Annotated in this window: 15 protein-coding genes; 7 read left to right on the top strand and 8 right to left on the bottom strand. The window is 64.1% G+C overall.

The genetic code is table 11. The features are described 5' to 3' along the window. Positions 1-57 precede the first annotated feature (57 nt). Complete coding sequence (gene coaA / locus JZY06_RS09265) at positions 58-1,005, top strand: type I pantothenate kinase (RefSeq protein ID WP_207279263.1); 948 nt, start codon at positions 58-60, stop codon at positions 1,003-1,005. A 12-nt stretch (positions 1,006-1,017) separates the two neighbouring features. On the opposite strand, the gene JZY06_RS09260 is transcribed toward coaA, so the two are convergent. From JZY06_RS09260 to mca, 5 genes are all read right to left on the bottom strand, one after another. Next, a complete protein-coding gene (locus JZY06_RS09260; RefSeq protein ID WP_207279262.1) occupies positions 1,018-1,563 on the bottom strand; it encodes a hypothetical protein in 546 nt (181 codons plus the stop codon). 69 nt (positions 1,564-1,632) lie between these two features. After that, a complete protein-coding gene (locus JZY06_RS09255; RefSeq protein WP_207279261.1) occupies positions 1,633-2,145 on the bottom strand; it encodes a flavodoxin domain-containing protein in 513 nt (170 codons plus the stop codon). A 183-nt stretch (positions 2,146-2,328) separates the two neighbouring features. Beyond that, the gene (locus JZY06_RS09250) at positions 2,329-3,108 is read right to left on the bottom strand and encodes an isoprenyl transferase (RefSeq protein WP_207279260.1); all 780 of its coding nucleotides are present in this window, start codon (positions 3,106-3,108) and stop codon (positions 2,329-2,331) included. 93 nt (positions 3,109-3,201) lie between these two features. Next, a complete protein-coding gene (locus JZY06_RS09245; protein ID WP_207279467.1) occupies positions 3,202-3,471 on the bottom strand; it encodes a hypothetical protein in 270 nt (89 codons plus the stop codon). 126 nt (positions 3,472-3,597) lie between these two features. Next, entirely contained in the window at positions 3,598-4,488 is an 891-nt protein-coding gene (mca, locus tag JZY06_RS09240; RefSeq protein WP_207279259.1) for a mycothiol conjugate amidase Mca, read from the bottom strand. Between the two features lie 480 nt (positions 4,489-4,968). On the opposite strand from mca, the gene JZY06_RS09235 reads away from it, so the two are divergent. The 5 genes from JZY06_RS09235 to JZY06_RS09215 all read left to right on the top strand — a co-directional run bounded on the left by JZY06_RS09235 (position 4,969) and on the right by JZY06_RS09215 (position 7,859). Next, positions 4,969-5,433 carry a DUF4307 domain-containing protein gene (locus JZY06_RS09235; protein WP_207279258.1) on the top strand — a complete coding sequence of 155 codons (465 nt, stop codon included), beginning with the start codon at positions 4,969-4,971 and terminating at the stop codon, positions 5,431-5,433. 124 nt (positions 5,434-5,557) lie between these two features. Next, positions 5,558-6,364: a formate/nitrite transporter family protein gene (locus JZY06_RS09230; RefSeq protein WP_207279257.1), complete on the top strand. Its 807-nt coding sequence runs from the start codon at positions 5,558-5,560 to the stop codon at positions 6,362-6,364. Between the two features lie 222 nt (positions 6,365-6,586). Further along, a complete protein-coding gene (gene greA / locus JZY06_RS09225; RefSeq protein WP_207279256.1) occupies positions 6,587-7,108 on the top strand; it encodes a transcription elongation factor GreA in 522 nt (173 codons plus the stop codon). A 146-nt stretch (positions 7,109-7,254) separates the two neighbouring features. Then, positions 7,255-7,392 (top strand): hypothetical protein, encoded by a 138-nt coding sequence (locus JZY06_RS09220; RefSeq protein ID WP_207279490.1) that lies wholly within the window; start codon positions 7,255-7,257, stop codon positions 7,390-7,392. A 14-nt stretch (positions 7,393-7,406) separates the two neighbouring features. Beyond that, complete coding sequence (locus JZY06_RS09215) at positions 7,407-7,859, top strand: hypothetical protein (protein ID WP_207279255.1); 453 nt, start codon at positions 7,407-7,409, stop codon at positions 7,857-7,859. Between the two features lie 228 nt (positions 7,860-8,087). Here JZY06_RS09215 and JZY06_RS09210 read toward each other — a convergent pair whose 3' ends face one another. Then, complete coding sequence (locus JZY06_RS09210; protein WP_207279254.1) at positions 8,088-8,948, bottom strand: Bax inhibitor-1/YccA family protein; 861 nt, start codon at positions 8,946-8,948, stop codon at positions 8,088-8,090. 315 nt (positions 8,949-9,263) lie between these two features. Between JZY06_RS09210 and JZY06_RS09205 the strand changes: the two genes are divergently transcribed. Continuing rightward, on the top strand, positions 9,264-9,920 hold the full coding sequence (locus JZY06_RS09205; protein ID WP_207279253.1) for a DJ-1/PfpI family protein: 657 nt from the start codon (positions 9,264-9,266) through the stop codon (positions 9,918-9,920). Positions 9,921-10,165: 245 nt separating this feature from the next. Here JZY06_RS09205 and JZY06_RS09200 read toward each other — a convergent pair whose 3' ends face one another. Further along, entirely contained in the window at positions 10,166-11,326 is a 1,161-nt protein-coding gene (locus tag JZY06_RS09200; RefSeq protein ID WP_207279252.1) for a helix-turn-helix domain-containing protein, read from the bottom strand. A gap of 318 nt (positions 11,327-11,644) precedes the next feature. Continuing rightward, positions 11,645-12,358: a hypothetical protein gene (locus tag JZY06_RS09195; protein ID WP_330617237.1), complete on the bottom strand. Its 714-nt coding sequence runs from the start codon at positions 12,356-12,358 to the stop codon at positions 11,645-11,647. Positions 12,359-13,409: the final 1,051 nt, after the last annotated feature.

Below are 13,409 nucleotides of genomic sequence, written 5' to 3'. Positions count from 1 at the left end.
GGCACTAGTGGACCCGCAGTGAAGCGGGCCGGGGCACCACGTTGCACAATAGAGTCCATGGAGCCATCCCCCGCCGACACCACGGATGCCGGCACCCAGCCCGGCCCGTACATTGATTTCGACCGCGACACGTGGAAGCATCTGCGGGCCTCCGTACCGCAGGTGCTCACCCGCGACGAGGTTTTAAAATTGCGCGGCATCGGCGACGCCATCGACATCGACGAAGTCGACGACGTTTATTTGACCCTGACCCGTCTTATACACCTGCGGATCAAGGCCCACCGCCGACTGACCAAAGCGACCTCGGTGTTTCTGGGTAAACCGATCCCGAAGATCCCGTTCATCATCGGTATCGCCGGGTCGGTGGCGGTGGGTAAGTCCACCACCGCCCGCCTGCTGCAGGTGCTGCTGTCACGGTGGGATTCCCACCCGCAGGTCGATCTGGTGACCACCGACGGTTTTTTGTACCCGACCGCCACCCTGGCCGCGCGGGGGCTGTTGGACCGCAAGGGATTCCCCGAATCCTACGAGCAGCGGGAACTGCTCGGTTTCGTCTCCGACGTCAAAGCCGGTATCCCGGCGAAAGCACCGGTGTACTCCCACGTTCTCTACGACCGGGTGCCCGGGGAATTCGTCACCGTCGACCAGCCGGACATTCTCATCCTGGAGGGGTTGAACGTGCTGCAGACAGGCCCCACCCTCATGGTCAGTGACCTGTTCGATTTCTCCATCTACGTCGATGCCCGCACCGACCACATCGAGCAGTGGTTCATCGACCGTTTCATGCATCTGAAAGACACCACCTTCACCCGGCCGGAGTCGCATTTCAGCGAATTCGCCGGAATCAGTGACGCCAGGGCGGAAAAACTCGCCCGGGAAGTGTGGCAGTCGGTGAACCTGCCGAATCTGGTGGAAAACATTCTGCCCACCCGGCCGCGGGCTTCTTTGGTGCTGGACAAAGGGGAAAATCACCTGGTGCAGCGGGTGCGCATGCGCAAACTGTAGGGCCGGTTCCGGCTAGCGGCGGCGTGTGCGGTTGCGCCGTGTGCTGTTTGTCGCCCCGCCGCGCAGCCCGCTGCCGCGGGATGAACCACCGGTATTTTTACGGCTGCCGCGGACCACCCGGGCCGGCCCGGAGGCACTGATGCGCGGATCCAGCACCGTACGCACCCCCATCGACCAGGCGCACAACAGCGCCGAACCGCCGACGAACAATCCGGCGCACACCACCAAAATTGCTTCCCGGAAAATACCGGTGGCCACCAGCACGGTGAACACCAGCGCCAGACCGGCGGCCGATGCTGCTTTTGTCGGATCATCACGGATGATTGCCCGGTCACCGGCCACAGCCACCTGGATGAGACGGACCAGAAGAAACGACATCCCCAAAGGCGCAGCGACCACAAAGCCCGGCCAGTCCACCCCGCTGGCGTGCCAGCCGAACATCCCGGCAACCAGGATCGCCGTACCTGCAGCACAGGCGGTCACCGCCAACCATATTTTCAGATTCACCAGCGGCGGGCCGTAGTCCGGGACGGGTGATGGGCGCTGTGGGGAAGCCATGGCGGGTCCTTGTGGTCGGTGGAAAATTCTCCCGGAACCGGGTGCCGGGGACAGGATAAAGACTGGTTGCTACACCGTGCGCGCCCAGTCGACGACCGGGTCGAGTTCTGCTGGGTCAAGCCGGTCGATGTCGTGGCCGATCGAATCGATGAGCATCCGGTCGTTGAGGGTTTTCACGGGTTTGGCTTTGAGCATGTTCGCCAGCGACCACATGATGGATTTGTGCAGCCGGGACATCCCCGACCAGATGAACCGGCCCGGCAGGTAGAACCGTTCCACCCTCCCGGCCAGCGGGCCGAGTGCGTCACGGGCGGGGTCTTTGGCCCGCACCCACTCCGATTCGGACATGCCCACGGTGACCAGCGCACCGGGGCGCCCGTCGGGCAGGTGGTCGACCAGCCAGTCGGCGCCGGCTATCTGTCCGCCATAGTTGGGGCTGACAGCTATCACCGGCCCGGTGGTGGCCGACACATCGCGGAGATCGTCGGCGGCAACGGCCTCGACCCCGAGCCTGTCGGCCAGCAGACAGGCGTATGTTTTGCTCGATCCGTAAGTGGTGTCGAATACAACGACGGCGTTCATCAGCTCATCCTGCCTGGGAAAAGGGTGGAAAAAACAAGAAAAATGCTGCCGACGCCGCCGGGGTGCCGGTGATGGGCGGTGACGGTGTTTTTCACTGCCAGAGTGCCATCCACCCTCACCCCGGCGCAAACACGTGGCCGCCGCGGCCCCCAGGGACACCACCGGCGGCCGCACCCGGGTCAACTATTTGCCGAAGCGGCGCGACCGGGAGGCGTAGGAGCGCAGGGCGCGCAGAAAATCGATGCGGCGGAAAGCCGGCCAGTAGGTGTCGGTGAACCAGATTTCCGAATAGGCGGCCTGCCACAGCAGAAAACCGCTCAGGCGCTGTTCCCCGGAGGTTCTGATCACCAGATCCGGGTCCGGCTGCCCGGAGGTGTACAAATGGCCGGCGATGGCGTCGGCGTCAATGGCCTGCACCATTTGCTCCGGTGTGGCTCCCTGCTGCTGGAGATCGCCGAGCAGGTCTTTGACCGCGTCGACGATTTCCTGCCTGCCGCCGTAGCCGACCGCCACATTGACGGTGATCCCGCCGTGCCCGGCGGTGGCCACGGCCGCCTGGGTGAGCCTGTCGGTGGTGTCGGCGGGAAGAAGATCAAGGTGGCCGACCAGCCGTACCCGGCAGTCACGTTCCGGGGCGGCCAGCTCATCGGCCACATCACAGATGATGTCGAGCAGAAGCTGCAGCTCATGTTGGCTCCGCTTGAGATTTTCAGTCGACAGCAAATAGACGGTGACAAGCCCCACCCCGGCTTCGGCGCACCAGCCGACGACCTCACCTATTTTTTTCGCCCCCACCCGGTGGCCGTGGGCAACGTCGGTGAACCCGGCTTCTTTGGCCCACCGGCGGTTGCCGTCGCACATGATCGCGACATGCCTGGGCCGCGGTCGACCGCGCAACTGGCGGCGCAGTCTTTTCTCGTAGGCCGGGTAGGCCAGCTTCGGCAACAACTCCACATCGGCCATCCTATCGCGGCCGCACCCGGCGCGATAGCGGTGCGCCGCCCCTGGGGCGCGGCAGAGGATCCGGGCAGCTCACACCCGGTGCAGCGGATACGACTAGAACCACCGTTTTTTATCCACGTCGGCAAGACCCGCCTCACGCATGGCCTCGTCGACGGCCTGTTCGTCGAACACATCCAGCCCGTGGGCTTCGGCGAACGCCCTGCGGCGGTTGAGTCGGCGCATCCGGCGGGTCAGCGCGTAGCCGATGTAGATCACCGCCACCAGCAGGGCGACGGTGACAAACAGACCCACCGGGGAGGCTTTGCCGAATTCGGAGCCTGACGGCACACCCGGATCCGCCTGGGCGAGGACGGAAACAATCATGTCGTTGAACAAACTGTGTGCTCCTTGGGAAAAAGACGGGTTGGCACCGGCTGCGGCGGAATAACCGATGCCGCGCCGACGACTGCCGGAAGGCGGACGGTCCCGCCTTCCCGGCAGGCCACCAGTCTAGCGGTCCACCCCGTCCAGGCCTGCCAGAAGGTCATCTTCCGGCACCGGGGCGCTGACCCTGGTTGCGGCCAGCTCGAATTCCTCTGTCGGCCAGATGCGCTGCTGCATGGCGGTGGGGACGGCGAAAAAGAAACCGTCGGGATCGATCTGGGTGGCATGCGCCCGCAGGGCGTCATCGCGCTGCGGGAAATAGTCGGCGCAGGGCACCCGGGTGGTCACCCGCTCCATCACAGTGGGCCTGCCGGATGTCCTGTAGCGCTCCAGCCACGGTTCAAACGGGCTGCTCAACCCCTGGTCGACCAGGGCGGCATGGAATTTTTCCACCCGGTCGGGGATGAAACCGTGGGTGTAGTACAGCTTCAGCGGGGTCCACGGTTGACCGGGATCATCCCCGGTGGGATCGGTGTAGCCGGGATCACCGGCCGCGTCCCAGGCGATCATGGACACGGTGTGGGTTTTGATGTGGTCCGGGTGCGGGTAGCCGCCGTTTTCGTCGTAGGTGATCATCACATGCGGTTTGAATTCGCGCACCAGCCGCACCAGCGGGGCGGCGGCCAGTTGATCATCGACCAGCGCGAAGCAACCCTGGGGCAGCGGCGGCAGCGGATCGCCCTGCGGCAGGCCGGAATCGGTGAAGCCGAGCCAGCGGTGCTCAACTCCCAGGGCCTGCGCGGAGGCGGCCATCTCCCGCTTCCTGATCGACGCCAGATTGTCCAGCACCCCCGGTTTGTCCATCGCCGGGTTGAGAATCGACCCGGCTTCCCCACCGGTCAGGGTCGCCACCATCACCCGGTGGCCCTCGGCGGCGTAGCGGGCGGTGGTGGCGGCACCTTTGCTCGCCTCATCGTCGGGGTGCGCGTGCACCGCAAGAATCCTCAGTCCGGACATCAGTTTCCGATCACTTTCTGTAAAAAATGGTGGGCGCTGTCTTTTCCCGGTTCCCGGCGGTGCACCGCACACCGTGCGGCAGCGCCGTTACCGGCCGGTGACCGGTCATCTTAGCGCCCGTCCACCCGGCGGGCGCATCCCGCCGGCCGACTGGCGGGACAACCGGACCGCCACAATATGAACCGATTGGTACAGATAAACCATACAGCCCTGTACCCCACCGGCTCCGGCGGGGCCGGCTTTTTTGTGCCGGTCGTCCTTGCTCGGCTTCCCGCCCGTGGCCTTACCGCGGCACCGCTTCCCCGCCAGCAGCGCCCGGATGCCGCGGGGGTGTGCGTCAGCGCCCCACCGGAGCGGCTTGCCGCATCCAGCTGCTTGCCCTCAACCACACCGGGCAGCCGGGTGTAATAGGATTGATCCGGCCCACCCCGGCCCGTCGTTGACGACCCCGCCCACCCCGAGAGGATCTTTTTCGTTCCCATGGCACACAAGGCGACCACACCGGCCCGGCGTTCCGGGCGCTATGACAATGTGAGCAACGAATCGACCATCAGCGGCAAACTGGTGGCCATCGCCGCGGTGGTGGTGCTGTTTGTCGGGCTGTGGGTGGTGTTCAACTATGTCAGCAACAGCCAGAAGGTCAACGTCTCGACGACGGTGGCCGGCTGGGAACGCATCACAGACGATGAAATCCGCATCGATGTCGATGTCTCCCGGAAAGACCCGGACAAAGCCTCCTACTGCATTGTCAATGCGCTGGCCTACGACAAAGACGAAGTCGGCCGCCGGGAGTTCCTCATCGCCCCCGGCGGACCGAAAGTCCAGCGCTTTTCGGTTGTCATCCCCACCACCGACCAGGCGGTGGCCGCCAAAGTCTACGGCTGCTCGGGAACCATCCCGCCCTATCTGACCACCCCGTCGTCGGGATACCAGCCCGGGCAGTAATCCCCGGCCGCAGCGGGCACACCCGGCCGGTGACGTGATCCGGGTGCGCGAAAAACAACCGCCCCCGGCAGTCCCGCCTGTTTCCCACCTTCAGTCGTTTTCCCTGAAAGGACTCTCCCCCGCCATGCTCAGCCTGCCAGATACGCTCAACCAGCAGATCAGCGGCGCAGTCCACAAAGACCACGCGTCCCGCGACACCGGCCGCTACCTGGTGGCCGCCATTCTTGCCGGGGCGTTTATCGGCATCGCCGATGTGTTCATGTTCACCGCCGCAGGCCCCCTGGCCGCCGACAACATCCCCTGGGCGCCGCTGGTGGGCGGCCTGGTGTTCGGCCTGGGTCTCATCCTGGTGGTCTTCGCCGGTTCCGAGCTGGTCACCAGCGCGATGATGGTGGTGCCGATCGGTTGGGCGAAACGGTCGATCAGCATCCCCGCCGGGCTGCGGGCCATTGGCCTGATGATCATCGGCAACCTTGTCGGCTCGATCATTATTGCCCTGCTGATCAAGGGCAGCGGGATCATGGACCACGGCCCGGTGGCCGACTACATGGCCACGGTCTCCCAGGCGAAAGTCCACAAACCCACCGGGGAGCTGTTTTTCCGCGGCATCATGTGCAACGTACTGGTGTGCCTGGCGGTGTGGACCCAGACCCGGGCCACCAACGAGGTGGCGAAAATGGTGGTTATGGCCTGGTGCATGGCGGCCTTTGTCACCAGCGGTTTCGAGCACGTGGTGGCCAATATGACCACCCTGTCGCTGGGTCTTGTCCACGGGGTGGACACCGTCACCCTGGCAGGGGCGGCCCGCAATCTTGTGGTGGTGCTTTTGGGTAACGCCGTCGGCGGTGCGGTCTTTGTCGCCCTGCCCTACCTGGCCTCGGTGAAACAACCGGCCGCGGCCCCGGCCGATACCGCCGGATCCGTGGCCTAGACCGGAGGTTCACCGGGCGCTGCTGGACCGAAGGCGCACGCCGTATCCGGGCCACACCCATTGTGCTACGATTCGACCATTAAGCAGCATGTCACCGGGTGATGCCACATCCGGCGGACACGCCTGTGGCCCGCGCCGCCGCACCACCGTCCGGTGTGATGGCGCCTTCCGGTCACACGCACCACTGAAAAAAGACACCGAGGACAGTTAGCCGAAAACACCATGACCGAGCCCCAGAAGCAGTACATCACCCCCGAGACCAAGCGGAAACTCGAGGAAGAACTCAATGCGCTGATCGCGCACAGGCCTGTTGTGGCCGCGGAAATCAATGAACGCCGCGAAGAAGGCGACCTGAAAGAAAACGCCGGTTACGACGCCGCGCGTGAAATGCAGGTCGAAGAGGAAGCGCGTATCGCGCAGATCTCGAAGCTGCTGACCAACTCCACCACCGAACGCGCCGCCGCCGAGGAAGGCGTGGCCCATGTCGGATCGGTTGTCCACGTCTACTACAACGGCGACAAAGACAACAAGGAAACCTTCCTCATCGGCACCCGTGCCGCGGCCAGCGACAACAAGGATCTGGAAACCTACTCCGAGCATTCCCCCCTCGGTGAGGCGATCGTCGGTGCCCGGGAAGGCGACACCCGCAGCTACAAAGCCCCCAACGGGGCAATGATCGAAGTGACCATCGTCACCGCCGAACCCTACGATTCCGCCAAATACGCGGCCTTGCGCAACAGCTAGGCCCCGCTTGGCCCCGGCTCTCATCCCTGCCTGAAAAAGGGCTGCACCCCAGCCGGGACGATGTCAGTGACAGTCGTCCCGGCAACCGGCCGGTTGTGGCCCACCATCGTTTCCCCACCCCCGACAACCAAGGAAAAGGCACACCCATGACGACATTCATCCGACTCACTGCCGCTGCCACCGTTGCCGCACTGGCCCTGTCCGCCTGCACTCCCCCCGGCGAAGTGCCCTCCGACAAGAAGGTCCGCACCGCCACGGAAATCCCGGCCCCCGCCGACAAGTAGGCACAGCCACTCCCATGCGGAGGTTATGCCTGATCAGCGCCACGGCAGCAGTTGCTGCCGTGGCGCTGTGCGCATGTTCACCCCCCGGTGAGGTGGCCTCGGAGAAAAAGATCCGCACCGCCACATACTCACCGTCCACCGCCTGGCCCCTGGGTCCGGATCCGGCCACCGCCACCGGGAAAGACCATCCCGGTTTCATCGATTGTGTCGGGCCGGCGGCGCCTGTTCCCCTCTCGATGTCGTTGGACTGCACCACGGACAACGACAGGCTGACAGCCATTACCTGGCTCACCCGCAGCCCGCAGGGCGCCACCGGGCGGGGCACCCGTGTGACCGTGGCGGACGACGGCACCACAACCACCATTCCCGGTGTTGTCGTGGAACTGTCAGAACCGATCCCCACCCCCGGCGGCGATGAAGTGTTCTCCCATGTCGTCGTCGACGGGGACACCATGTGGCTGGGATAGCCCGTGAATGCTCCACCACACCCGGGGTGTCGACCCGGGTGTGCCCGCCGACCAGACGGAACACCACCCGGGCAAGCGATACCGTGGTCGGCCGCGGCAGACAGCAGGCACACGAGCGCAAAACGGCCGCCGGGGCAAGATAAAACAAGCCCCGGCGGCCGCTGTGTTCGTGTGCGGGATTTCTTTTGTTCCCGTTGCATGCCCCGGCAGTGAGCCGGCGCGGGCACCTTAGTTGCGGAAGTAGCTCAAAAGCCGCAGGATTTCGGTGTAGAGCCACACCAGGGTCACCGCCAGACCCAGGGCCACGCCCCACGCGTAGTTGGCGGGGGCACCCCGGCGGATCAGGGTGTCGGCGGCGTCGAAGTCGGTCAAAAAGCTCATCGCGGCCAGGCCGATGCACACCAGGGAGAACACGATCGCCAGCGGTCCGCCGTTGGTCAGCGGGTTGTGGCCGGTGAACATGAACAGCAGCATATTGCCCACCGCCAGCACCAGGACACCGATAATGCCGCCGGTGATGATGCGCCGGGTCTTGTCGGTGACTTTGATCGCCCCGGTCTTGTAGGCGTAGAGCATGCCGGCGAACACCCCGAGGGTGCCGATCACGGCCTGGATAATCATGTCGAAGGCGGGGGCGCCACCGATCCGGGTACTGGTGAAGACGAAGGAGATGCCACCGACGAACAGGCCCTCGAAAGCGGCGTAGATGAGGGTGACCATTTTCGAGCCGTATTTTTTGCCGAAGGTGGCCACCAGCACGGTGATCAGGCCGCCGATGGCGCCGACACCGGTGAGCATGAGTCCAAGACCCGGTTTGGTCAGGCACAGTGCCATGGTGATCACGGCACCGGCCACAATCACCCCGAGGGTGATACCGGTTTTGGTGATCACATCGTCAACGGTCATGGGGCGGGCCTCGTCGCCGGTTGCGGCCGGTGCACCCATGCCCATGCCGTGCTGCTGGGCGTACTGGTTGCCGGCAATCGGTCGGCCGTAGCCCTGGTAGTCGGCGCCGGGATATGCCTGGCCCTGCTGACCGGAACGATTGTCGGTGGTCAGCGAACTGAAAACGGGGTTGCTGCTCCTCATTGGTGCTTCAACAATTCCTCTCTCTAGCCCGAAAGCCTTTAAAAAACAGCCCCGGGGATGGGTCCACCGGTTACCTGCCGGTGAACTCACCGGCGGCGGGGTGGTGCCGTATGTGAAAAAAGTGCGGCCCTCAATTCCCGGTCGTCCGGGAAAGGGTTTCACAGTCTTCAACGGGGCCGAAAGCCGATTAGTTCCCGCCCCACCGTCCCCGGACAGTCAACTGCAACCGTTTCGTTATAACGGCGGTAACCCGGTGCGCCCCCGTGGCCGCCGTCCCGCCTGCGGCAGCGGTTCTGCCACGTAGTCTGTGGTGTCATGAAGCATCTTGTGGTGTGTGTCTTCGATGGCATGGCTGACTGGCAGTACGCCCATATCACCGCCCAGACAGCCATGGCCGGGCATTTCCGCCCGGCCGGGGAAGAAAAAGTGGGTCTGCTGTTCGCCGCCGAATCCACCGCCCCCGTGACATCGATGGGTGGAATGGGGGTGCGGCCGGATGTCAGTTTCCCCGGGCTTGAAACCTACGCCCGGCAGGGCCAGCTCGCCGGGGTGGTTTTCCCCGGCGGTAGCGGGATCCACCGCATCATCGGTTCATTGTCCGCCCTGGCACGCGCACTGACGGCGGACACCATCGTGGTGGCCGCGATCTGTACCGCGACCATTGCCCTGGCGTCGGCCGGACTTGTTGACACCAGGGCCCATACCTCCAACAGGAGGGAACTTCTCGACCGCACCGGCTACGCCGGGGCCGATTTCTACCGGGAGGAGCGGGTGGTATTCGACCGGCGGGTGATTACCGCATCCGGAACCAATCCGGTTCCTTTTTCCGCCGCGGTCCTTCAGCACACCGGGATCTATCCCCCGACGGTGGCCCGGGCCTGGGAGCAGAGCTTTCTTGATCCGTCACCGCGGGCAGACGATATTTTCGGCAATGCACTCAACGACTGGGCCGCCACCGGCCGCAGACGGTAGCCGGCACCGGCCGGAGCAGTACCTCCCGGCGGATCCGGGGGTAGGGAGTGACCGGTTCAGCTGCGAGATCGTCGGGCGGGGCGCCCCGGACGATCTGGTGGGCGGGTTCCCTTTTTGCATTTTTAACCCCCAACCGGCAGCACCGGACACCCGGCGTGGGGCAAAATCAAGCCACCGCCGGAGATCAATCCGGCGGTGGCCCAAGGGTGACATCCCGGGAGATGTGATTGCCCGGGGCTGTTGTTTCAGCTTCCGCTGACCGCCGCCTCGACGAGGCGGTTCTGGAAGTCGCGGGGGCTGAGACCGTGCATACCCTTGAATGCCCGGGAGAAAGCGCTCGTGGTGCGGAAGCCCACTTGTTTCGACACTTCTTTCGGCTTCAGTCCCGTGGTCAACAGTTTGCGCGCCCGGTGCATGCGCCGGGTGAATCCGAACACATTGTCGCTTCCCGAGGTCTCCGCGGGGATGACCGTGAAAGCCGACCGGTAGCGGGCCACCACCTGCCGCAGGGTGGGGGTGGCGTCAATATCATCGTCCCATCCCAGTGGAAGGGCCACGGAACCTGCCGCAATATCCAGCCGCGTGTTGGTGCCTTCCGGAATGGTGGCGGTATCCCCCGCCCCGAGGAAGCGGCAGTAGCCGGTGGTGGTCAGGGTGGCTGTTCCCTTGTAGACCCACAAGGTGACGTCATCGCCGCGGGTGCGGTGCCAGGTGGTTGAGGAGGGAATCTGCGGCGGGGTGCCGGCCGGGTTCTGACCTGCGGTACCGGGCAGGTACGCCGACGGGGTACAGCCGGTTTGCCGGCGGAATGCCCGGGTCAGTGAGCTGGTGGCGGCGAAACCAACCAGATTGGCCACGACCGCCACAGAAAAGTCCATGGCCAGAAGTTCCGCGGCCGACGACACCCGGTAGGCGGTGCGCCACTCGGAAAACGTCAGTCCCGTCGACGACAGGAACTGCCGCTGCAGGGTCCGTGCCGACACATTGTGGGCGGCGGCAAAGTCCTCGAGGGCGGTTTGATCGGCGGGATTATCGGCCAACACGGTGGCCACCGCATGGGCCTGCGCAGCCTGCGGCATCCGGGGCGGGGCCGCCGGATCGGAAAACAGCCGCGCAACCTCCGGCGACAGGGTTTTCGACCCCTTCAAATATCCCAGTGAACGGGAAAATTCGGCCACCATCACATCCGACCAGGCGGGACCGATGTGCACTTTGCGGGTCGGGCCGTCGATGCGCATATCGGCAAACCAAATCGGAATCACCAGTCCGGTTTCCTCCACGGTGGAGGCCCCGGAGGTGTACATGAGTTCACCTTCGGTCATCTCGAAGCGGCTGGACGCACAGGTCACGGTGGCGGTGCCTTCGTGGCACCACAACAGGGCCGGGTGCGGGTATGTGTAAGCCATGCCTGGGAAGGCCTTTCTTTTTAGGTGACGCTAACCAAAAGAATGATAGCGTGGCCCTCATTCAAAACCCACCCCCATCCCCCACGTGGCGGCGCACGACACCATCCCACCCAGCATCAGACCAGGCCAGCCTCAGCTGGAGCGCTCATTGATTGATATGAAAACCTCCCTCCCCACCCCCACCCAGGGTTAACCGGAGGTTGGAATAACCAGCCCCAACTGCACACTCGCTTCCCTCTCCGGCCACCAGGAGTGCCGACACATCCGGTGGCGTGCACAGTGAAAAAACAGCTGCCCGCGATCGACCGGGGTGCTTTTTCAGCTTTCCCGTGCTTCTTCCCGCTCGTCCCAGGTATCGGGGACGGGTCCGAGCATTTTTTTCGTGGAACGCACAATGCCGTAGCCGAAACCGGTATTTCCGGCCACCCCTATCACGGCGCCCAGTGCCAGGGGCACCTGCTTGCCGAGAACCAGCACCCCCTGTTTCGTACCGTATTTGGCGATGAACCTGGGTCCCAGCACTTTATTGACGGCATTGATCTTGGCCATGGGAATGGCTTTGATGATGCCCTTTCCCCAGTGCGGCACGGCTTTTTTACCCAGTGCGGCCACCACTTTTTTGTTCGCGCTGTCACCTGCCAGCACCATCATCACCAGAAATCGGCGGCGCTCCAAATCCAGGCTGTGCACCCCGTACACCTCGGCCGCGGCGAGGACGTAAAGAACAGAGCGTTTGAGAAACAGCGTCAAGTCAGCCAGGGCCGCCGGCACCTGCACGGCACCGTTGGGCACGGCAGCGGCCGCCCCGGCACCCACGCCACCGGCCGCCACCGTGGCCAGATAGTCCTTGGTGATCAGCGCCATGATTTCGGCGGGGGTTTTATCCGGGTGCACCAGCCGCAGCCGGGCCACCATCTGTTGCGCTTTCGGCTGCTGCCACGTCAATGCCGCATCGACAGTGCCCACGGCCGCCTGCTTGATAACAGCCGGGTCGAGTTTTCCCACCGCATGGACAAGATCACGGGGTCCCACAGCTGGTGCACCGCCTTTTCAGGGTTGTTCCTCATTGCCTTTGGACTCATTCCGCCGACCCCGGTGCCACGCCCCACCCTGACACAGATAACCGTGTTCGTTGAAGCGCTTTTCCGACAGCAGGTCGGCCTGCCAATATCTTATGGCCTCATACTCCCGGCATCTTATGGCCTCATACTCCCGGCCGTGCCGGAACGACACTTCGCCACCAGGTGCACCGGGGGTGATCTGCGCCGGTTTGCCCACCGCCACACACCGGATTCCAACGACCCACCCCACCCCTTGTCCACAGTGGCAAATGGCCAAAATGCCCGGCCCCGGCCATCCCATGCATTCCGCGTCCGGACACCGTGCCAACAGGCAGTTTTGCAGGGTTTCACCCCCACCTTAAGCGGGACTAAGACTTTTGTTATTGACCAGTTCCGGACAAAAATAATCCCGGCGGGAACCGGCCGGGTCACACACGAAGATGTTGTCAGTGGATGAACATGTCACCTACCCCCGCTACACCCGTCCGGAACGCCTGCACCCACACCCCACCCCTCCCGCCCCACCGGCCGGGCACACATCGGCAACCCCTCCCGCGTCACAGCGCCCCATCGCTGGTAGAGACCATAAAGTCTGCTTCGCGGACAGTTGTCGGCCGCGCCGTTGCATCACCCGGCCACCGCACAAAAGCGCCGACTTTTACCCGTCGCCCCTTCCGCCCCGCCACAGGGTCCGAAGAACCAAACTCACGGATTCAACCACACCCACAAGAGGGTATTGTGGCCGAGGTCTCCCCCGCCGCCCACCCCCTTAAATTTTCCCATTTTTCCCACATCCGACCAGTTGCTATAGGAGTTTGCGCCGGGCAGAACCGCCGCCGATAGGCCGCTCACAGTCGGGTGTGCGGCGTAGTGCAGGCCACATTGCCGGGTTAACTCAGTGATAATCACAGATGAACTGCCACGCCCCGATACGTGGCAGTCACGACGACAGAAGGCAGAAAACTATGCGTTCATTTGGCAAGAAACTTCTCGCCGGCCTGGCGGCCACGGCTTTGATGGCC

Origin of the sequence: Corynebacterium mendelii (assembly GCF_017307055.1) — a bacterium.
Classification (GTDB): domain Bacteria; phylum Actinomycetota; class Actinomycetes; order Mycobacteriales; family Mycobacteriaceae; genus Corynebacterium; species Corynebacterium mendelii.
The sequence above is the reverse complement of the archived record's forward strand: the minus strand, read 5'-3'. Positions and strand labels throughout refer to the sequence as shown.

Excerpts from the sequence above, each read along its gene's own strand:
- mca (WP_207279259.1), bottom strand. The coding sequence starts at position 4,488 with ATGTCCGGACTGAGGATTCTTGCGGTGCACGCGCACCCCGACGATGAG.
- greA (WP_207279256.1), top strand. The coding sequence starts at position 6,587 with ATGACCGAGCCCCAGAAGCAGTACATCACCCCCGAGACCAAGCGGAAA.
- JZY06_RS09200 (WP_207279252.1), bottom strand. The coding sequence starts at position 11,326 with ATGGCTTACACATACCCGCACCCGGCCCTGTTGTGGTGCCACGAAGGC.
- coaA (WP_207279263.1), top strand. The coding sequence starts at position 58 with ATGGAGCCATCCCCCGCCGACACCACGGATGCCGGCACCCAGCCCGGC.
- JZY06_RS09255 (WP_207279261.1), bottom strand. The coding sequence starts at position 2,145 with ATGAACGCCGTCGTTGTATTCGACACCACTTACGGATCGAGCAAAACA.
- JZY06_RS09210 (WP_207279254.1), bottom strand. The coding sequence starts at position 8,948 with ATGAGGAGCAGCAACCCCGTTTTCAGTTCGCTGACCACCGACAATCGT.
- JZY06_RS09235 (WP_207279258.1), top strand. The coding sequence starts at position 4,969 with ATGGCACACAAGGCGACCACACCGGCCCGGCGTTCCGGGCGCTATGAC.
- JZY06_RS09250 (WP_207279260.1), bottom strand. The coding sequence starts at position 3,108 with ATGGCCGATGTGGAGTTGTTGCCGAAGCTGGCCTACCCGGCCTACGAG.
- JZY06_RS09245 (WP_207279467.1), bottom strand. The coding sequence starts at position 3,471 with ATGATTGTTTCCGTCCTCGCCCAGGCGGATCCGGGTGTGCCGTCAGGC.
- JZY06_RS09215 (WP_207279255.1), top strand. The coding sequence starts at position 7,407 with ATGCGGAGGTTATGCCTGATCAGCGCCACGGCAGCAGTTGCTGCCGTG.
- JZY06_RS09205 (WP_207279253.1), top strand. The coding sequence starts at position 9,264 with ATGAAGCATCTTGTGGTGTGTGTCTTCGATGGCATGGCTGACTGGCAG.
- JZY06_RS09260 (WP_207279262.1), bottom strand. The coding sequence starts at position 1,563 with ATGGCTTCCCCACAGCGCCCATCACCCGTCCCGGACTACGGCCCGCCG.
- JZY06_RS09230 (WP_207279257.1), top strand. The coding sequence starts at position 5,558 with ATGCTCAGCCTGCCAGATACGCTCAACCAGCAGATCAGCGGCGCAGTC.
- JZY06_RS09220 (WP_207279490.1), top strand. The coding sequence starts at position 7,255 with ATGACGACATTCATCCGACTCACTGCCGCTGCCACCGTTGCCGCACTG.